Consider the following 17,394-nt stretch of genomic DNA (forward strand, 5'->3'; position numbering starts at 1 on the left):
TGATCAGCGATGACTTTCCGTCATGCGACGGGCCTCGTGGCCGAAACCCGGTCCTCGCTCCCCGTGCGGTCGCTCAGTGGGCCTGCTGCGAGTGCTTCGGCAGCAGGCCGACGAGCAGGAGGGTGAGGAGGTACAGCGCGGCGCAGATGGCGAAGACCAGTTCCGCGGCGTGGAAGTGGGCGCGGGTGCCGCCGTGGGCGACGCGGCCGAAGAAGACGGTGCCGAGGGCGGCGACGCCGATGGCTCCGGCGAACTGCTGGACGGCGTTGAGCATGCCCGCGCCGGAGCCGACCTCCTCGGTCGTGGCGTCGCCGAGGACGAAGTCGAAGAGCGGGACGAACATCAGGCCCGCGCCGAAGCCGGTCAGGAAGAGCGACGGGGCCAGTCGCCAGACGGTGACGTCGGTGTACCAGTGCACGGTGGACCACCACAGGCCCAGGAGGCCGACGATCGCGATGGACAGGCCGATCCGCAGGGTGGCGCGGCCGAGTTTCTCGGCGAGTACGGCACCCGCGAGCAGGACCGCGACGGCGGTGCCGAGGGCCCAGGGGATCAGGGTCAGGCCGGTGCGCAGCGGCGTCCAGTGCAGGCCGAGTTGCAGGAGCAGGTTGATGACCAGCACGAACGCGCTGAGCGAGGCGTAGAAGCCGCCGACGATCAGCAGTCCGACCACGAAGCTGCGCCGGCGGAACAGGGACGGGGTGATGACGGGGTGCGGGCTGCGCCGTTCGGAGCGGACGAAGAGGGCGAACACCACGATCGAGGCGGCCATCGTGAGGTGGGTCCAGACGGGCCAGCCCAACTCCTGCCCCTGGATGAGCGGGACGATCAGCAGGGCGGATCCCGCGGTGAGCAGCCCGACTCCGGTCACGTCCAGGCGGGCACTCGGGTCCTCGCCGCTGTCGTGCGGCAGGACCCGTCGGCCGAGGGCCACGGCGGCGATGCCGAAGGGGATGTTGATCAGGAAGATCGAGCGCCACTCGGTGCCGAACGGGTTCAGGTCGAGCAGCCAGCCGGCCAGGATCGGCCCGGCGACGGTGGCCAGGCCCATGATCGGGCCGAACGGCATCAGGGCCTTGCGCAGGTGTTGCGGGGGGAAGACGACCTTCACCAGGGCCATGCCCTGGGGGATGGTCACGGACCCGAACAGTCCCTGGAGCAGGCGGGCGGCGATCAGGAAGCCGGGACTGGGCGCGAGACCGCAGGCCAGTGACGCGAGGGTGAACCCGGACATGCCGAGCAGGAACAGCCGGCGCCGGCCGAGGATGTCGCCGAGTCGGCCGGAGGTGACCAGGCCGAGGGCGAAGGCCGCGGTGTAGGCGGTCAGCACCCATTGCAGGGTCATCGGGCCGCCGCCGAGGTCGGCGCGGATCGACGGGCCGGCGAGGTTGGCGATGCCGGAGTCGAGGAGATCCATGATCTCGGCCATGAAGACGACGGCCAGGACCAGCCAGGCCCGGCGCAGCGGCAGGGGGTCGGCGCGCGAAGTCGTCAACGAACTAAGTTCAGTAGTCATGAACAAAGTTCTACGCGACGAACTTAGTTCTGGTCAAGCTAGGATGTGCCCATGCCTTCCGATCAGCCGAGGCGGGGCCGAGCCGCCCGTCACGCACCGCCGCCCGCCGACCCCGCGGCGACGCCCCCGCGCAGGGAGCCGATCACCCTCGACCGGATCACCGACGCCGCATTGCACGTGGTCGCCACCGAGGGCTACGACTCGCTCACCGTCCGCAGGATCACTCACGTCCTGGGCACCGGGCCGTCCTCGCTGTACGCGCACATCGTCAACAAGGACGACATCGACGACCTGATCATCGGCCGCCTCTGCTCCCGGATCGTGCTGCCGGAGCCCGATCCGGCGGCCTGGCGGGCCCAGACCCGGGACGTGTGCGGGCAACTGCGCGACCAGTTCCTGATGTACCCGGGCATCTCGCGTGCCGCGATGGCCATGGTCCCGACCAACCTGGAGACGTTGCGGGTGAACGAGGGGCTGCTCGCGATCCTGCTCGCGGGGGGCGTCGCGCCGCGGACGGCCGCGTGGGCGATCGACAGCCTCACCCTCTACGTCGGCGCCTACACCCTGGAGCGCGCGCTGCTCGAGCAGCGCCGGAAGCACCCGGACTACGCGTGGGTGCTCAGTCGGGACGAACTGGTCGGCCGGCTCGAGGCACTTCCGGCCGACCGGTTCCCGCGGATCACGCGGCATGCGGCCGAACTGACCTCGGGGGAGGGGAACGAACGGTTCGACTTCGCCCTCGGGTTGATCATCGACAACCTCGTCCCGGGCGGTCCCGGACCGGCGGCCCCGACGGTCTCGTAGTCGGGTCCCGCCGGCGGCGGTCTCAGCGACCGGTGGTGCCGTCGACGAGTTCGCGGAGGATGTCCGCGTGGCCGGCGTGGCGACCGGTTTCCTCGATCATGTGGGTGAGCGCCCAGCGCACGCTCGGCGCCGGGCCGGAGCGGCCCGGCCGGGGGAGCGGGGCGCCGAGGTCGGTGCAGGTGTCGAGGACCGTGTTCGCGCGGTCGACGGTCTCCCGGTAGCGGGCGACGACGTCGGTCACACCGTCCTCGGCCGTGGGCCGGAACGTCGCCTGCCAGTCGGTGACCTTCTCGCCGAGGAACATCGCGCCCTCGACGGCGGTCAGATGGGTGAGCAGGCCGAGCAGATTCGTCCCCGAGGGCACCGCCGCGGTCCGCACCGCGGGTTCCGGGGCTCCGTCGACCTTCGCGGCGATCGAGGTGCGCAGGTAGTCGAGGAATCCGCGCAGGACGTCGACTTCGGTGTTCGCGGTGCGGGGCGGCGGGGTGTCACGGCGGCGGGTGGGCACGGGGTTCTCCTGGTGCGTGGTGGGGCCCGTCGGTGCGGGCGCCTGTTTCGGTGGGAGCGGTGTCACGCGATGCGGCGGACGAGCAGGACGTGGTCGATCACCTCGGCGGTGCGGCCGTCGGGGCCGACCGCGATCCGGTGCGGCATGTCCGCGCGTTCGACCCGCCACTGTGTGGGGGACAGGCGCAGCGGTGCCACGACCTCCCGGGGTGTCGGATACCGCACGTCCGGGTCCTGATTCCACGACCACGGCGCCGTCGAACCGTGGTCGACGACCAGCAGCCGTCCGCCCGGACGCAGCAGCTCGGCGGCGGAGCGCAGGACGGCGGTGCGGTCCTGCTCGTACGGGGTGTGGAAGTAGTGCGCGTTGACCAGGTCGAAGCGCAGGTCGGGCAGCGCGGCGCGGATGTCCTGCGGGGTGGCGGTGACGCGATCGCCCAGGCCGCGGGCGTGGGCCTGCCGGGCGAGTCGGGAGGTGGCCACGGCCGAGACGTCGAGGGCGGTGACCCGCCAACCCCGATCCGCGAGCCACAGCGCGTCGCCGCCGCCACCACATCCGAGGTCCAGCGCGTCGCCCGGGGGCAGTGGCGTGACCGCCTCGACGAGGCGGGTGTTCGGCCGCGGGTCGGTGGGCGCGGGGCGCCGGGCGTACATCGAGTCCCAGTAGCGTGCGGCGTCGTCCCCGGACGGGTGCGGGTCGGTGAGGTGTGGTGCCGCGTCGGTGGGGTGCGGCGTCGTGTCGGTGGGGTGCGGTGCGGCGTCGTTCCGGTGCGGTGCGGCGTCGGAGTGCTCCATGGGATTCCTTCCCCTCGGTGTCGGTGCGGCCAGTCTCGGCCGACGTATCACCGGGTGGCGCGCTTCCTTGCCGTTTCGGCAAGCTGGTCCCATGGACTCTGCACTGGAAGACGTGCTCGACGCGGTCGGACCACGACTGCGGGCGCTGCGGCAGGCGCGTGGCATCACCCTCGCCGAACTCTCGGCGACCACCGGGGTGTCCGAAAGCACCCTGTCCCGGTTGGAGAGTGGTCGGCGCCGGGCGACCCTGGAACTGCTGCTGCTCCTGTCGGACGCCTACGACGTCCCGCTGGACGACCTGGTGGGCGCCCCGCGCGCCGGCGATCCGCGCATCCACCTGAAGCCGATCCGGCGGTTCGGAATGACGTTCGTACCGCTGTCCCGACGGCCGGGCGGCACACAGGCCTTCAAGATGATCATTCCGGCGCGCCCGGAACCGCTCGAACCGACGTTGCAGACCCACGAGGGGTTCGAGTGGCTGTACGTGCTCGGCGGCACGTTGCGCCTGGTGGTCGGCGAGCGGGATGTGACGGTGCGGGCGGACAACGCCGTCGAGTTCGACACCTCGCTGCCGCACTGGCTGGGCAGCGCGGATGGCGGGGCGGTGGAGCTTCTGGTCCTGTTCGACCTGCAGGGGACGCGGGCGCACGTGCACGGGGGCCGGGGTGCGCCTCGGGTGCGCACGTAGGCCGGAGCGTCAGTGCCTGCGGGGGCCGCGGTGGCGTTTGGCCAGCCATCGGGTGGTCAGTACCACCAGCAGGATGACGAGGCCGATCATCACGACCGCCGCGATGCGTAGGCGCAGCACCGATTCCGTCGACATTCCGGCCTCCTTCGGCGTGCGTGGGTACGGCGGGTACCTGCGGGCCCGGGGCTACCTGCCGTGTCGCCGGGACCTGGTCCTGGTGCGCTTCCAGAGCAGGAGGGCGACTCCGGCCGCCGCCGCGCCGAGCGCGGGCGCCCCTCGCCTGGCGCGATGCCCGGGGGCGGCACCGTGATCGGCCGCGCGGTCCTTGACGGCGTCGGGGGTCGGGGTCACGGTGCGGGCCTTGGTTCCGGCGCGGGATTCGTGGCGGCTGCCCATGGTCGTCGTCTCGCTTCCTGTGGTTCGGGCGTGGCTTCCTGCGTGTCCTCCGGGTCTTCCTGTCGGGCGGCTACCCGGGTCGTGGTCGATGACACGTCCGTTCGGGTGTCCGCGTTCACTCCGGTGGTGGAGTCGCGGTGGTGACGCGGTCGGCCAGGTGCCTGTCCAGGTCGACGCGGACCAGTGCGGCGGCGAGTCGGGCCAGGTCGTCGGCGGCCACCAGGGCCGCGAGGCCCCGCGCGGTGGTGGGCAGGTCGAGCCGGGCGGCGCCGTGCAGGGCCCGATCGTCCAGGGTCGGCCGCAGGAACGGCCAGACGGCCTGGGCCTCGCGGCAGAACATCCCGGCGCCGGTCGGCCCGATGCCGGGGAATTCGCGGAGCAGTTCCCGGACCCGTTCGGGTCGTTCGTCGGCGTCGCGGGCGAGTCGACGCAGGTCGTCGGCGTAGCGACGGTGGATCAGGTCGGCGCAGTCGCCCAGCCGGGTCGCGGTGCCCTCGTCGTAGCGCACGTAGTGGGCGCGGCCGAGTGCGTCGACGCGTTGTCGCCAGGTGAGTGCGGCCAGGCCGGTGGGTGTGCCGCCGCCGGCCGCGAAGAGTTCACGGGCGGCGGCGACGGCGATCGAGGCCTTGATCCGGGTGGCGGCGAGATTGCTCAGGACCAGCAGTCGCCACAGCGGCGCGGGCTTGTCCGCGAGCCGCACGTCGGCTTCCTCGGCGTAGGTCGTGCCGGCTTCGGCGAGCAGGGTCCGGACGGTGGCACGGTGTCGTGCGGGGGACTGCGGCCTGTCGGTCACGGGCGCCTTCCGGGCGGGATGCGGTCGGTCGTTCCTGGCGGGAGCGAGTACCCGGACGGTCCGATCACAACCGTGTGCGGCGGGCCGGCGGATCGTGTCGCCCGGTGGGCGCGGCCGCGGGGGTGCGGGCGGTTTGGGAAGTGCCGCGGGGGCGGGGTGTGGAGCGGTGCGTTGTACGAACAACCTTTGCTGATAAGGGAGTTGGCCGTCCTCATGGTTGGTCGGCTGGAGCTGCCGGGGACTCGCGCGTTGATCGGCGGAACCGGGGCAGCCGGACGGGCACCGTTCGATGTCCTGGGGTTCCCCCACGGATCCGGGCGCGGGTCTCGTGCGATTGCGTGGAGGAGCCCGGGGTAACGGCGTGGAATCGAGCGAGCGAGATGAGGAACGATGTCGGAATTCCTGAGTGACGTGGAAACCCTCCGGGCCAAGGCTCGGCAGCAGATGGACAAGGGCCCGGTGACCGCCGCGTACGGGGCGGACCTGGAGCGGGTGGTGGAGGTGCTCAATACCGCCCTGGCCACCGAGATCGTGTGCGTGCTGCGCTATCGCCAACACCACTTCGCGGCGAAGGGCGTGCACGGGGAGACGGTCGCGGAGGAGTTCCTGGTCCACTCGAACGAGGAGCAGGAGCACGCGGACAAGCTCGCCGCGCGGATCACCCAGCTCGGTGGTGTACCGGACTTCGACCCGTCCACGGCCGCCGGGCGCGCCCATTCGCAGTACGAGACGTCGTCGGATCTGACCGAGATGATTCGGGAGAACCTGGTCGCCGAGCGCATCGCGATCCAGGCGTACACGGAGATCGTCGGCTGGCTCGGCGACGGGGACCCGACCACGCGGCGGGTGATCGAGGACATTCTCTCGGTCGAGGAGGAGCACGCCGACGACATGCTGGGGTTCCTGGAGAAGAGTTCCTGAGCGTACGCCGGGAACGCGCGGGACCGGGGTGGCGGTCGCGCCCCCGGTCCCGCGTGTCGAGTCGTGACGAGATCCCGGTCGAGGCGGCGGCTCCGCGGTGCGTCCGCCCGCTGCCTCCCGGGTCACTCTCCCGATCGAATCGATCGTGTCGGGAGGGGAATTCGGGGTAGCCGCCGGTTCGCCGGCGAAGACGATTCCAAGACATGCGAACTCCCGGGCTTCATGGCCTTGTCGGAGCTGTTCGACGCTGCCCGGACCCGACCCGATCAGGAGGGGATGCACCGTGGCCGACGTATCGGGACCGAGCACCCGACCGAGAGAGTCCACGACGTTCACCACGAACGTGCCGGCACGTCTGGATCGATTGCCGTGGTCGACGTGGCACTGGCGCATCCTGATCGGTCTCGGCACGGTGTGGATCCTCGACGGCCTCGAGGTCACGGTCGTCGGCAACGTCGCGGGCAGGTTGTCCGAATCCGACAGCGGTCTCGACATCACCGCGGCGCAGGTGACCGGCCCGGGCGCCGCGCTGTACGTCGCGGGAGCCTGTATCGGCGCCCTGTTCTTCGCGTGGCTCACCGACCGGTTCGGGCGCCGGAAGTTGTTCATGGTCACCCTCGCCGTCTATCTGGCCGGCACCGCGCTGACCGCGCTGTCGGTCGAGGCGTGGATGTTCTTCCTGTTCCGGTTCGTCACCGGACTGGGCATCGGCGGGGAGTACGCGGCGATCAACTCCGCGATCGACGAGTTGATGCCGGCCCGCTACCGGGGCCGCGTGGATCTCGCGGTGAACGGCACCTACTGGGCCGGGGCGGCCGGTGGGGCGCTGTTGTCCGTACCGATGTTGAACACCGGGCTGTTCCCGGCCGATGTCGGCTGGCGGTTGACCTTCGCGTCGGGCGTGGTGCTGGGGTTGGTGATTTTGCTGGTGCGCCGGCATGTCCCCGAATCCCCGCGGTGGTTGTACCTGCACGGCCGCGGCGAGGAGGCCGAGCGGCTGGTCGCGGGCGTCGAGGAGAGGTTGGTCGCGGAGGGTGCGCACGGTGCCGGGGAGCGCCGCGAGTTGCCCGCGCCGGAGGGCGAAGTGACCATCGACGAAGGCAAGTCCGCCGGGCTCGGCACGATCGCACGGGCCGTGGTGCGGGACTATCCGCGGCGTTCGGTGCTGGGATTGTCGCTGTTCATCGGGCAGGCGTTCCTCTACAACGCCATCACCTTCGGCTTCGCGTCCATTCTGGAGACGTTCTACGACGTGCCGAGTGGTCGGACGGGGTACTACTTCGCGGTGATCGCGGTCGGCAACCTGCTCGGACCGCTGCTGCTCGGGCCCCTGTTCGACTCGCTCGGCCGGCGGGTGATGATCACGTCGACGTACGTCGGCAGTGGCCTGGCGCTCTTCGGCACGGCCTGGCTGTTCGGTGCCGGACACCTGAACGCCTCCACGCTCACCGCCTGTTGGTGTGTGGTGCTGTTCCTGGCCTCGACCGGTGCGAGCAGTGCGTATCTGACCGTCTCGGAGATCTTCCCGATGGAGGCGCGTGCCTCGGCCATCGCGCTGTTCTACGCGGTCGGCACGGCGGCGGGCGGGATCGCCGGCCCGCTGGTCTTCTCCGACCTCACCAAGTCCGGCGATGTGGGCGACACCGTACTGGCGTTCTGCATCGGCGCGGCCCTGATGGTCGCGGCGGGCGTGGTGGCCGGGTTCCTCGCGGTGAACGCGGAACGCCGCTCGTTGGAGGACATCGCGCCGCCGCTGACGGCGGCGGACGAGCGCGGGTAGGGGCCGGGCGGGGCCTCGGGCCGGTCGTTCTCGGGCGGGGGCCGGCGGTGGCCCGGTGTACCGCGTTCACGGCCGGGGCGACGAGGCGGGGCGCAGGCGCGTCGCTACCTGACCACGACGATGCACTCCGTGCGCACACCCTTCTCGTTGGTCCCCGCGTGGCACTTTTCCCGGTCCTTGTCCTGGGCGGACACCAGAAGCCAGGTGAGTCCGGCGAGGAGCACGAACACGGCCAGGGCGATCAGGAACCCCATCGCGACGTGCTTCACGGCCCTTGGCCACCTCCGTCGAGCAGCACCCTCGGCGCGCTCATGGACGACACGTTCATCCTAGAGCCGACGTTACGAGTGGTGGGTCAGGAAGCCGCGCAGTACGCCGACCAACGCGGCCGGGTTGTCCTCCTGGACGTTGTGTCCGGCGTTCGGGACGACCGCCAGTCGTCCGTCCGGGATGCGCTCGACCAGGTGTTCGGCGGTGCTTCGCGGGAGCACCCCGCTGCGACCGCCGCGTACGAGCAGGACCGGAACTCCGGTCAGCAGTGCGGCCATTCGATCCATGGCGGCGAGAATGCCGGCGAAGTCCGGCGGACGCGGATCACCCTTCGGTACCCAATTGCCGTCGGGCGCACGGCGGAACAGTGTGCTCACGCGGTAGGCGACACTCGGGCGGTCGGCGCGCGGATTGACCCGCATCGCGGCTTCGACCACCGTGTCCAGTTCCGGTACGGGGCCCAGTCCGGCCACGAACGCCCTCGCCCGCCGGGTGCCCTCGAAGTTCACGCCCGGCGCGACGTCGACGAGCGCCAGGCGTTCCACCCGATCGGGCCGCGCAGCGGCGACGTGGGCCGCGACCACGCCGCCGAGTGACATGCCGACCAGCGCGAATCGATCGAGGCCGAGATGGTCGGCCGCGGCGACGACGTCGGCCGCCATGGTGTCGATGCGGTAGTCGTCGGACCAGCCGCTGTCGCCGTGACCACGCAGATCCGGTGCGATCGGCCGGACGGCGCCGCGCAGGCCGAGGCAGACGAAATCCCAGGTGCGGGCGGTCAATCCGCCGCCGTGCAGCAGGACCACGGGGGCTCCGACGCCGCCCCAGTCGAATCCGTGCAGCCGGCAGCCCGCACGGGAGTGGTGGAACTCGCGGGGCGGCGTCGGATCGTCGATCGGCACGCCCAGGGCCGTCGCCAACCCGGTCATCGCCGAAATCGTGGCTCGTCCGGGCACGGTGTCTCCGTTCTTCCTGACTTCCCGCCTACCTTGAGCACTCAAGGTAGGCGGATTACCTTGATGGGTCAAGGTAGGCTGCGGCCATGGCCACCCGAGTGCGACGCAACCCCGATGACGCCCGGCGGATGATTCTGGAGGCGGCGAGCAGGCTGCTGACCGAGGGCGGGCCGGCCGCCGTGCAGGTGCGCGCGGTCGCCGCCGAGATCGGGATGACGGATGCCGCCGTCAACCACCACTTCGGCACGCGCGATCGACTCCTGGACTCGCTGCTGCGCTTCGGCGGGGCCAGGCTCAAGGCCGAGTTGCGCGCCGTGCTGGACGCGTGGAGCGACGGCCCGACCGACCCCGCCGAGCTGGTGCGCGCGCTGGCCGCGCTGTACGCCGACGGCTACGCCGAACTGGCGCTCGCGCTGCACCGCTCCGGCCGGCGGGACACCGGCGCCGGACTGCTCGACGAGGTGGTGGACCGCCTGTACGCCCAGGCACGGGAGCACTGCGCGGCCGACGGCCGAACGCCGCCGACCCGCGACGCGATCCGGCTGACGATGGCCGGCCTGCACCAGGCCGTCGCGATGGAGCCGCTGTTCGGCGACGACTTCCGGCGCAGCGTCGGCCTCGACGCGAGCGCGCGGGAGCACACCCTCGACTGGTGGATCGAGGTCCTGCGGACGACCCTGTCCGGCCGAGGGCCCGGGCGAACGGTCACGGGTTCAAGGGAGGGCCACGGGGACGGCGTCGGGGCGGCCGCCGAGCAGGGCGGCGATGTGGTCCGCGCATCGGAGCGCCGCCGTGGTCATGGCGGACCCGGTCATGCCGGCGATGTGGGGGGTGAGCAGGGCGTTGGGGAGGCCGGAGAGGGGTGAGGCGAAGCGGGCGTGTTCGTGTTCGAAGGTGTCGACGGCCGCCGCCGCGAGGGGGTGTGTCGGGGTGGTGAGCGCGTCGGCGAGGGCCTGCTCGTCGACGATGCCCCCTCTGGCGGTGTTGAGGAGGATCGATCCCGGTCGCATGGACGCGAGTTCGGTGCGGCCGATCAGTCCCCGGGTCCGGTGGGTGAGCGGGAGGTGCACGGAGACCACGTCGCTGGTCGCCAACAGGGCGTGCAGGGAATCGGTGGTCGCTACGGGGGATTCGGCCGGGCGTCGGGTGTGGGACTGGACGCGCATGCCCAGCGCGGTCGCTCGTGCCGCGAGGGCCCGGCCGATGCGGCCCAGGCCGATGATTCCCAGGGTCAGGTCCGACAGTTCCACCGCGGGGGCGGATGGTGTGCTCCAGCGGCCCTGATGCGCGGCGCTGTTGTGGTCCGGGAGGTTTCGGGTCAGGGCCAACAGTTGGGCCAGGGCGAATTCGGCGACGGCGTTCGCGTTGGAGCCCGGGGTGTGGGTGACGGTGACGCCGTGGCGGGCGGCGGCGGCGAGGTCGACGTGGTCGGTCCCGGCGCCGGCGCGGCCGATCACCCGCAGACGGTGGGTCAGGGCCGCGTCGGTCGCCGCCGCGAGGAACGCGGCGCGCAGCGGCACGCCCGCGCGGGACTTGATCGCGTGATGGCCGATCCCGTCCCGGACGGTCTCGGCGATCAGCGCCGACTCGTCGAAGGCGTCGAAATCGGTGAACCGCATCCGCCCGGCCCAGGCGGCTCGCGTCCCCGCCGGGTCGGCCACCCGCCGCAGGTTCAGCGTGACACTCAGGCCGTGGTCGAGCAGGCGTTCCAGTTCCCGTGCGAGCAGCTCGCCGGGAGCGGCGTCCAACACCAGGATTCGCGATGGCTCCACGTGATCACCCTTCCCGGGTGGGACCCTACCGCCGGCCGTTGCTACACCGCGTAGTGGTGTGGGCGGTGGAGGGCGAAGACTCGGGGAGGTTGGTGAATCCCGGAGTCATGTCGTCGAAACCGTGGGGTAATTCCCGTCGAAGGTTTTGGTTTCGTCGGGTTTGTGACCGGGTCGCCCTGCATACTCACGATCGTTGTCGACGTGCCGTGGTCGGAAGGCGTCGACTTCGGTCCTTTCGGCTTCCCGATCCCATGCACGCTCCCCATGGTCTCACCGCGGGTGGCCGCCGGTGTCGGGGTGAGTGACGGGTCATCACCTCCACATGGGTACAACGCGTAGTCGTCCCCTGTTCATGATCGGCGCCTTGCGGCTGCGACGGGTCGCGGTCGCTCTGATCGTGCTGGGTCTGCTGGTTCTGCTCTTTCCGATGATGTCCTCGGCCGCGGAGTCGCCTCCGGCGCGCGGTGCGCGGGCCGACTACCTGACCGGCGAACAACGCGCCATGACCCCGGGGTTGGTCACCCGGTCCGGCAGCTATGCCGAACTGGCCTCCGGGCCCGACGAGAGTTTCGGCGACACCCGTTCGCGGGCGGCCGACTGGTTGACCGTGCCCGCGGCCGGCGCGGACGGTACCGCCTCGGCGGATCGATCGGTGCCCGCCGGTACGCCGTTGGGCAAGCGTACGGCCGCCATCACCTCGGCGGCGCTGAACGTCTCGCGCACCGCGCAGAGCCTGAGGGCCACGTCGGACGTGAACGGATTCGACCACCCGCTCAACCAGTTCCGCGAACTCGACCAGGTGGTCGGCGTGACGTCGCTGGTGCGCATCGACAAGGTGCACTCGGAGGTGGGGGCTCCGAGCGCCGCGGCCGACGCCGGTCCCGTCGACGCTCCGCGAGCGGTGACCGAGGTCACCGGCCTCACGTTCTTCCCCGGGTCGGCGCGTGAGGAGCGGGTGGAACTGCCCGGTGGGCGGATTCCCGGCGGGCTGCTCAGCCGTACGCTGCACTTCCGTACGGACGACGACGGCCTGGCGATGAAGAGCCTGTACAAGGGCGATCCGGCGATGTACCGGGCCATGCTCGGCGACGGCACCGGCTTCCTGGACGCCACCTGGACCGTGATGGTCGCCGATCTCGCCTCCACCACGGCCGACTCCGCGCGGGCCGGACTGGGCGTCACCATCGACATGCGGTGGCGGGTCGGCATCGACGCGCGGGACACGCTGCAACTGCGCATCGACGGCAACGAGCGGTACGTGGACACCCGGATCGCCGAGGTGACCGCGGGCGACCCGGCCGCGGTGTTCCGGCGCCCGGCGGTGCCGACGACCACGGTGGGCGGGTTCGGCCCGCCGGGAGCCGGGCCGGGGGACACGGTCACGGTGACCGGGAGCGGCCTGGACGCGGGCGGGATCGGCGTGTACGTGGACGGTTCGCCCGAGCGGATCACCGGTGACGCGCTGCGGGTGGCCGCCGACGGTACCTCGCTCACCTTCGCCGTGCCGGCGGGGGCGACGCCCGTCAAGGGGGTGCTCGTGGTCGGCGACCACGGGGAGGGCGGCGCCGGGAGCTTCCCGCTGCCGGGCGGCGGCAGCTCCGGTCCCACCACCACCGCGACGGGTGCGCCGCCGAGTCCCACCGAGGAGGGGCCGGTCCGACACGCCTCCTGGGCGGGGCCGGCGGTCAAGGCGGGCGACCTGCCCGAGTCCTGCGTGACGGCGGCGCAGTGGCGAGTCCCGGCGGACCGGGCCGTGTTCACGGCGGCGCTGGGTGACGGCGGGGTACGGGCACCGGTGATCGCCTCGGCGGTGTTCACGTTCGCCGACGAGAGCGGCGTGCGGCACGAGGTGGCCACCGGAGCCGGGCCGATCTGGGGGCAGCCGTGGCCGGCGGGGCCGGCCGCGCACGTGGTGGGCACCCGGCCCGGGCAGGTCGCGGCGGTCGTACCGAACGGGTGGAGCCTGGTGGCGCTGGGCGCCGACCACCGCGGTGGGGAGAGCGCGAAGCAGGTCGCGCTCAGGCCGGTCGGCGGGTGCTGGGCACTGGGGCACGAGCGGCCCACGACGCCGCCGACGAGCGGGCCGCCGACCACGACGCCGCCCACGAGCGCGCCGCCCACGAGCGCGCCGCCCACGAGCGCGCCGCCCACTACGACGCCGCCGACGAGCGGGCCGCCCACGACGGCGCCGCCCACGAGTGCGCCGCCGACCGGTGAGCCCTCTGGTGGGCCGACCGACACCTCGACGCCCACCGGGTCCGGCGGCACCACCCCGGGCGCGAACAGCGGCGGTTCCGGCGGTTCCGGTGGTTCCCACACCGTCCCCGAGACCGCGACCGGCGCCGGCGGCAGCCTCTCCCGTACCGGCGCCGACATCGTCCTCCCCGTCCTCCTCGGCACCGCCGCGCTCGGCGCCGGCCTCGTCCTGCTGTTCGCCGCACGTTCCAGGAGCGCCCGATGACCCCCGCCCCCGACCGCAACCCCCACCTGCCCCGTTCCGGCGTGCCCGATCGGCTGGCCGCGACGATGAGCATCGCCGAGCAGCACGAGTACCTGCGCGCCCGCCGCCGCACCGTCTCCCGTCGCGGCGTACTCACCGCGATCGGCCTCGGCGGCGCGGCCGTTCCGCTCTTCGGTGCCTCCTCGTCGGCCGGCCCGCGCCGCGCGCCGTCGCTGCTCTCGGGCACGGATTACGTCGACGGGAACGCGCTCAAGCCCGCCGCCCGGCATCTCGCGTTCGGCGCCGATCCGCGCGGCCAGGCGGCGATGAGCTGGCAGGTGCCGCAGCCGGTGCGCCGGCCGTACCTGCGCCTGGGCACGTCCCCGAAGCAGTTGGACCAGGTGGTGCCCGCCGAGATCCGGCACCTGCACTCGCACCTGATCGAATACGCCGACAACCCCGCCTCGGCCTACTTCGACTACGACCAGTACCACCTGCACGCCGCCCTGGACGGTCTCGACCCGGGCACGCGCTACTACTACGCGCTCGGCCACGAGGGGCTGGACGCCGCGTCCGTCGCCGCCACCGTCGGCTCGTTCCGCACCGCGCCGGCGGTCGACGGCGTGCCGGAACCCTTCACCTTCACCGCGTTCGGCGACGAGGGCGTGGAGTTCGGCGGCGCCGCCAACCAGACCCTGATGCTCCGTCAGAACCCGGCGTTCCACCTGCTCGCGGGCGACATCGCCTACGCCGCCTCGGGCACGGGGCTGCCGTCCAGTCACCACAGCGCCGAAGGCGCGGACAAGCTCCAACCCGAGATGTGGGACGAATACCTGCGGATGATCGACCCCGTCGCCGCGTCGGTGCCGTGGATGGTGGCGATGGGCAACCACGACATGGAGGCGCTGTACTCGCCGGACGGCTACGGCGGCCACCTGGCCCGCTGGCACCTGCCGGGCAACGGGCCGCGCAACTCCCATGCCACGTACGGCTTCCGCTACGGCAACGTGGCGGTGGTCAGCCTCGACGCCAACGACGTCTCGCACGAGATCCCGCACAACCGCGGCTACACCTCCGGCGCGCAGACGGCGTGGCTGGCCGGCCATCTGGCCCAGGTGCGGCGTACGCCGGGGATCGACTTCGTGGTGGCCTTCTTCCACCACTGCGCCTACTGCACGGCGACCGACCACGTCTCGGACGGCGCGATCCGGGAGGAGTGGATCCCGCTGTTCGACCGCTACCAGGTCGACCTCGTGATCAACGGGCACAACCACGTCTACGAGCGGGCCGATCCGATGCGCGGCGGCGTACGCACCCGGCGGGCCGACATCGGCGACCGCATTCGGCCGGCCACGGACGGCACCACCTACCTGACCGTGGGCAGCGGCGGGAAGAGCGGCTACGAGTTCTCCGCGCCGGAGACGTACGCGGGCGGCCCGGCCGACGTCACCGACGCGGTCAAGGGCGGTTACCACACGAAGGCCGGCAGGCTCGACGAGACCGTCGAGTGGTCGCGGGTGCGGTTTCGCGGCAACGCCTTCATCGCCGTCGACGTGCGACCGGCCGCCGCCGGGCGGGAGACCACGATGACGATCCGCACGCTCAGCGCCACGGGCGCGCAGATCGACACGGTCACGCTGGTCCGGGAGGCGGGTACGCCGATCCCGATCGCGGGTACGGGCGGGCGCGGGACCGGGGGCTGAGCGCGGGGGCGGGCGTCCCGCGCGCTGCGTCGGCGGTCGGCCTCGTTCGCCGGACGCCCGTCGGGGGTCGCCCCCGTGCCTCCGGTCGCACGCGGGACGGCCGCCGACGCACGCGCGGGAGTCGGGCCCGGTGCGGCCACCGGGCCCGGGCTCAGCCCACCGCCCGCCTGACGAGTTCCGCGATCCGCGCCTCGACCTCGGGGGTCACCTCGGTCAGGGCGAAACCGGCCGCCCACATCGGGCCGTCGTCGAGCTTGGCCAGGTCGCTGAACCCGAGCGTCGCGTAGCGGGCCTTGAACTTCTCCGCGCTCTGGAAGAAGCAGACGACCTTGCCGTCGATCGCGTAGGACGGCATGCCGTACCAGAGCTTCGACTCCAGGGTCGGCGCGTTGGCGGTGACGACGGCGTGCACGCGCTCGGCCAGGACGCGGTCGGCGTCCTGCATCTCGGCGATCTTCGCGAGCAGGTCCCGCTCCGCCTCGGCCGCCTTCTCGGCGCGCGTGGCCCGCCGCGACGCCGCCTTCAGCTCCTTGGCGTGGTCCTTCATCGCGGCGCGTTCCTCGGCCGAGAAGCCCTCGTGCCTGCCGTTTTCGGTGTCGCCCATGACAGATCTCCCCGTGTTGATCATGATTTCGTGATCTTGGACGGGACCTTATCCCGGCTCCCCGATACGGGGTCAACGGTGACGCGCGAATCGCTCGTCGCCGACCCCATCGCGCGGCGCAGCGCCGCCACGACCACGGTCGGCTCGTGCACGCCGGCCGCCGCGCGTTCGGCCGCGTCGAGTACGTCGGCCAGGGTGTCGGGCGTGGCGCCGGACACGACCTCGCACATCCATTCCGCCAGGCGCCCGGCGTCCCGCGGTACGTCCGGCAGGCTCGGGCCGGCCGCCGACGGCGCGTACGGGCCGCACGGGGACCGACGCCCGGAGCGGCCCGCCGGCCGGGGCAGGGCACGTTGCCACCAGCGACGACGCTCCCGAGGCGGCGCGGGTTCGACCGGCGCGGGCTCGGCCGAGGTGGGCTCGGCCGGCGCGGCCCGGCGCGGGGCCGACCGGCGCGGGGTCGGCGTCACCTCGAGGGCCGCGCCGTCGGGTGCGCCGCCCGCCCGGTCGGCTTCGGCCGCCTCCGCCTCCGCCGCCAGGTCCCACCCGGACAGGTCCGGAAGGCGCCCCTCGCTGCCCCAACGGCCCACGGGAAGGCGGACCTTGTGCGGGTGCACGCACACGCCGACCCCGGTGCGCGCGTCCACCCGGCGTCCCTCGCCCCGGATCCACGGCCAGGCCCGGTCCGGGCGCGGCGCCACGTCGAACGCTCCCGGGGCGAACAGGCGGGAGGGGCAATATCCGCACACCTCGTCGTCGATCGAGGGCGGGATGCGTCGTTCCGGCGGCATGAGCGCAGCGTAGCGACCGTGCGGAGCCGCCCGGCCGGGAGCCGCCGACCGGGGCGAAGCGGTGTGCGGTTCAGCCGCCCACCCTCGGCAGGACCGGGACGAGGCCGTCCCACCGGGCGATCTCGCAACCGTCGGTCCGGTCGAACACGGCATCCACCGGACGGCCCGCCCACACGCCGATGATGCGCGCGGTGGCGGGCCCGCCGTCGATCATCGTGCACATCGCGCCCCGCGGCACGGGCGCGAACGGGTCCCCGCCCCGCGTCGTCATCGAGTCCAGCCGCTCGCACGCCTGCCGGGGCGCGGGGTGACCACCACCGGCGGGGTGGCACTCCAGCGGGTACACCCCCGCCCCGCCGGGGGCGTCCGTCACGGTGACGGTCAACCGATCCCCCATCCCGGAGTCGTCCGACGCGGCGAAGGCGGCGGGAGCCGGGTACGGCCCCGCGACAAGGACCAGGGCGGACACGACGAGACGACGAAGCGACACCGAACACTCCCGATGCGTGCGCGCATGCGTACCGGACGAGGACGCCCCACGCACCCGCGCGCGCCGGGCCCCACCACCCCTAACGCCCGCACCCCCGCGCGGGTTACGTGTCGCCCCCGCCCCGATCGATTCATGTTTCCAGGTCGGGTGGGGTGTGGCGGGGCGGGT

General features: G+C 72.5%; 18 protein-coding genes and 1 pseudogene. 7 read left to right on the forward strand and 12 right to left on the reverse strand.

From position 1 onward, the window contains the following. Positions 1–73: 73 nt before the first annotated feature. The gene (locus EMA17_RS15750) at positions 74–1,516 is read right to left on the reverse strand and encodes a DHA2 family efflux MFS transporter permease subunit (protein WP_126637649.1); all 1,443 of its coding nucleotides are present in this window, start codon (positions 1,514–1,516) and stop codon (positions 74–76) included. A gap of 51 nt (positions 1,517–1,567) precedes the next feature. Here EMA17_RS15750 and EMA17_RS15755 point away from each other — a divergent pair, with 51 nt between their 5' ends. Further along, positions 1,568–2,320, forward strand: coding sequence for a TetR/AcrR family transcriptional regulator (locus EMA17_RS15755; RefSeq protein ID WP_126637650.1), 753 nt, complete (start codon positions 1,568–1,570; stop codon positions 2,318–2,320). 22 nt (positions 2,321–2,342) lie between these two features. On the opposite strand, the gene EMA17_RS15760 is transcribed toward EMA17_RS15755, so the two are convergent. Then, positions 2,343–2,828, reverse strand: a complete 486-nt coding sequence (locus tag EMA17_RS15760) for a DinB family protein (protein ID WP_126637651.1) — start codon at positions 2,826–2,828, stop codon at positions 2,343–2,345. A gap of 62 nt (positions 2,829–2,890) precedes the next feature. After that, a complete protein-coding gene (locus EMA17_RS15765) occupies positions 2,891–3,481 on the reverse strand; it encodes an SAM-dependent methyltransferase (RefSeq protein WP_246126722.1) in 591 nt (196 codons plus the stop codon). A 232-nt stretch (positions 3,482–3,713) separates the two neighbouring features. On the opposite strand from EMA17_RS15765, the gene EMA17_RS15770 reads away from it, so the two are divergent. Then, positions 3,714–4,310: a helix-turn-helix domain-containing protein gene (locus EMA17_RS15770; RefSeq protein WP_126637653.1), complete on the forward strand. Its 597-nt coding sequence runs from the start codon at positions 3,714–3,716 to the stop codon at positions 4,308–4,310. 9 nt (positions 4,311–4,319) lie between these two features. Here EMA17_RS15770 and EMA17_RS55360 read toward each other — a convergent pair whose 3' ends face one another. The 3 genes from EMA17_RS55360 to EMA17_RS15780 all read right to left on the reverse strand — a co-directional run bounded on the left by EMA17_RS55360 (position 4,320) and on the right by EMA17_RS15780 (position 5,499). Beyond that, positions 4,320–4,445 (reverse strand): hypothetical protein, encoded by a 126-nt coding sequence (locus EMA17_RS55360; protein WP_281290500.1) that lies wholly within the window; start codon positions 4,443–4,445, stop codon positions 4,320–4,322. A 51-nt stretch (positions 4,446–4,496) separates the two neighbouring features. Continuing rightward, positions 4,497–4,706 carry a hypothetical protein gene (locus EMA17_RS15775; RefSeq protein WP_126637654.1) on the reverse strand — a complete coding sequence of 70 codons (210 nt, stop codon included), beginning with the start codon at positions 4,704–4,706 and terminating at the stop codon, positions 4,497–4,499. Positions 4,707–4,821: 115 nt separating this feature from the next. Next, a complete protein-coding gene (locus EMA17_RS15780; protein ID WP_126637655.1) occupies positions 4,822–5,499 on the reverse strand; it encodes an HhH-GDP family DNA glycosylase in 678 nt (225 codons plus the stop codon). Positions 5,500–5,889: 390 nt separating this feature from the next. Here EMA17_RS15780 and EMA17_RS15785 point away from each other — a divergent pair, with 390 nt between their 5' ends. Both EMA17_RS15785 and EMA17_RS15790 read left to right on the forward strand, forming a co-directional pair. Continuing rightward, the gene (locus tag EMA17_RS15785; RefSeq protein WP_126637656.1) at positions 5,890–6,420 is read left to right on the forward strand and encodes a ferritin-like domain-containing protein; all 531 of its coding nucleotides are present in this window, start codon (positions 5,890–5,892) and stop codon (positions 6,418–6,420) included. A 283-nt stretch (positions 6,421–6,703) separates the two neighbouring features. Next, positions 6,704–8,200: an MFS transporter gene (locus EMA17_RS15790; protein WP_126637657.1), complete on the forward strand. Its 1,497-nt coding sequence runs from the start codon at positions 6,704–6,706 to the stop codon at positions 8,198–8,200. 104 nt (positions 8,201–8,304) lie between these two features. Here EMA17_RS15790 and EMA17_RS51760 read toward each other — a convergent pair whose 3' ends face one another. After that, positions 8,305–8,469, reverse strand: a complete 165-nt coding sequence (locus EMA17_RS51760; protein ID WP_160161421.1) for a hypothetical protein — start codon at positions 8,467–8,469, stop codon at positions 8,305–8,307. Positions 8,470–8,541: 72 nt separating this feature from the next. Further along, positions 8,542–9,399 (reverse strand): alpha/beta fold hydrolase, encoded by an 858-nt coding sequence (locus EMA17_RS15795; protein ID WP_126637658.1) that lies wholly within the window; start codon positions 9,397–9,399, stop codon positions 8,542–8,544. A gap of 155 nt (positions 9,400–9,554) precedes the next feature. On the opposite strand from EMA17_RS15795, the pseudogene EMA17_RS55365 reads away from it, so the two are divergent. Then, positions 9,555–9,683, forward strand: a pseudogene (locus tag EMA17_RS55365) (TetR family transcriptional regulator); the annotation flags it as partial. A gap of 456 nt (positions 9,684–10,139) precedes the next feature. Here the strand turns inward: EMA17_RS55365 and EMA17_RS15805 are convergent. Continuing rightward, a complete protein-coding gene (locus EMA17_RS15805; protein ID WP_126637659.1) occupies positions 10,140–11,198 on the reverse strand; it encodes an NAD(P)-dependent oxidoreductase in 1,059 nt (352 codons plus the stop codon). A gap of 322 nt (positions 11,199–11,520) precedes the next feature. On the opposite strand from EMA17_RS15805, the gene EMA17_RS53130 reads away from it, so the two are divergent. Next, entirely contained in the window at positions 11,521–13,659 is a 2,139-nt protein-coding gene (locus EMA17_RS53130; RefSeq protein WP_176605551.1) for a hypothetical protein, read from the forward strand. Continuing rightward, entirely contained in the window at positions 13,656–15,341 is a 1,686-nt protein-coding gene (locus EMA17_RS15815; RefSeq protein ID WP_126637660.1) for a purple acid phosphatase family protein, read from the forward strand. Before EMA17_RS53130 ends, EMA17_RS15815 begins: the two co-directional genes overlap by 4 nt. A 151-nt stretch (positions 15,342–15,492) precedes the next feature. Here the strand turns inward: EMA17_RS15815 and EMA17_RS15820 are convergent, their stop codons facing one another. The 3 genes from EMA17_RS15820 to EMA17_RS52930 form a co-directional block, all read right to left on the reverse strand. Beyond that, a complete protein-coding gene (locus EMA17_RS15820) occupies positions 15,493–15,945 on the reverse strand; it encodes an iron chaperone (protein WP_126637661.1) in 453 nt (150 codons plus the stop codon). Positions 15,946–15,965: 20 nt separating this feature from the next. After that, positions 15,966–16,736 carry a hypothetical protein gene (locus EMA17_RS15825; protein WP_126637662.1) on the reverse strand — a complete coding sequence of 257 codons (771 nt, stop codon included), beginning with the start codon at positions 16,734–16,736 and terminating at the stop codon, positions 15,966–15,968. 70 nt (positions 16,737–16,806) lie between these two features. Further along, complete coding sequence (locus EMA17_RS52930) at positions 16,807–17,226, reverse strand: SSI family serine proteinase inhibitor (RefSeq protein WP_246126694.1); 420 nt, start codon at positions 17,224–17,226, stop codon at positions 16,807–16,809. Positions 17,227–17,394 lie beyond the last annotated feature (168 nt).

The sequence above is a fragment of the Embleya hyalina genome (genome assembly GCF_003967355.1).
Classification (GTDB): Bacteria; Actinomycetota; Actinomycetes; order Streptomycetales; family Streptomycetaceae; genus Embleya; species Embleya hyalina.

Excerpts from the sequence above, each read along its gene's own strand:
- EMA17_RS15795 (WP_126637658.1), bottom strand. The coding sequence starts at position 9,399 with ATGACCGGGTTGGCGACGGCCCTGGGCGTGCCGATCGACGATCCGACG.
- EMA17_RS15770 (WP_126637653.1), top strand. The coding sequence starts at position 3,714 with ATGGACTCTGCACTGGAAGACGTGCTCGACGCGGTCGGACCACGACTG.
- EMA17_RS15775 (WP_126637654.1), bottom strand. The coding sequence starts at position 4,706 with ATGGGCAGCCGCCACGAATCCCGCGCCGGAACCAAGGCCCGCACCGTG.
- EMA17_RS15785 (WP_126637656.1), top strand. The coding sequence starts at position 5,890 with ATGTCGGAATTCCTGAGTGACGTGGAAACCCTCCGGGCCAAGGCTCGG.
- EMA17_RS53130 (WP_176605551.1), top strand. The coding sequence starts at position 11,521 with ATGGGTACAACGCGTAGTCGTCCCCTGTTCATGATCGGCGCCTTGCGG.
- EMA17_RS15755 (WP_126637650.1), top strand. The coding sequence starts at position 1,568 with ATGCCTTCCGATCAGCCGAGGCGGGGCCGAGCCGCCCGTCACGCACCG.
- EMA17_RS15825 (WP_126637662.1), bottom strand. The coding sequence starts at position 16,736 with ATGCCGCCGGAACGACGCATCCCGCCCTCGATCGACGACGAGGTGTGC.
- EMA17_RS15750 (WP_126637649.1), bottom strand. The coding sequence starts at position 1,516 with ATGACTACTGAACTTAGTTCGTTGACGACTTCGCGCGCCGACCCCCTG.
- EMA17_RS15820 (WP_126637661.1), bottom strand. The coding sequence starts at position 15,945 with ATGGGCGACACCGAAAACGGCAGGCACGAGGGCTTCTCGGCCGAGGAA.
- EMA17_RS55360 (WP_281290500.1), bottom strand. The coding sequence starts at position 4,445 with ATGTCGACGGAATCGGTGCTGCGCCTACGCATCGCGGCGGTCGTGATG.
- EMA17_RS15815 (WP_126637660.1), top strand. The coding sequence starts at position 13,656 with ATGACCCCCGCCCCCGACCGCAACCCCCACCTGCCCCGTTCCGGCGTG.
- EMA17_RS15765 (WP_246126722.1), bottom strand. The coding sequence starts at position 3,481 with ATGTACGCCCGGCGCCCCGCGCCCACCGACCCGCGGCCGAACACCCGC.